We start from the raw sequence: 544 nt of genomic DNA on the forward strand, positions 1-544 counted from the left end.
GATAACAGTGTAACTAAGCCATATTTTTTCATTGATTTTTTCTCCTTTGATAAAATATGGGCAGCCATTTGTCAGGGTCAGCTCCATATTCGTTGATAATTTCATTCATGAGTTCAATGTTTTTTGTTGTGCCGCTTAAAACGGCGATCTCATCATTCATTCCACGTAAGTTAAGTTCTGCAACGACGGAACTTTGTCCTTGTTTGATGAGAAAACGACGGGATTCTCTGCTTAACTCTGACTGTATCAGTTCAAATTCGCGCTCAGTAAGTTTGAAAGCTTCGACATAATCATTGTAATTTGCTTTTTGATTTGGAAAAAATATTTGGGTGGGGCATTGCTCAATGATTGTGTGCGCGATTGTTGAGTTCAAAGCATCTTTAGGGCTTTGTGTTGCAAAGAGCATCATGCCATTTTGTTTACGAATTGTTTTTAGCCGATCTTGCGCAAAAGCTTTAAATGAATCATCTTCTAAAGCTTTCCAGAATTCATCAATGACGATAATGATACGTCGCCCATCAATCAAATCAAGAATGCGGTGAAA

1 pseudogene is annotated in these 544 nt (G+C 37.5%); it reads right to left on the reverse strand.

The features are described from left to right. Positions 1-28: 28 nt before the first annotated feature. Positions 29-544 (reverse strand): annotated as a pseudogene (locus tag ACFIO3_RS15465) (transporter); the annotation flags it as partial.

It is taken from the genome of Bartonella sp. AD328YNZD, from assembly GCF_042196425.1.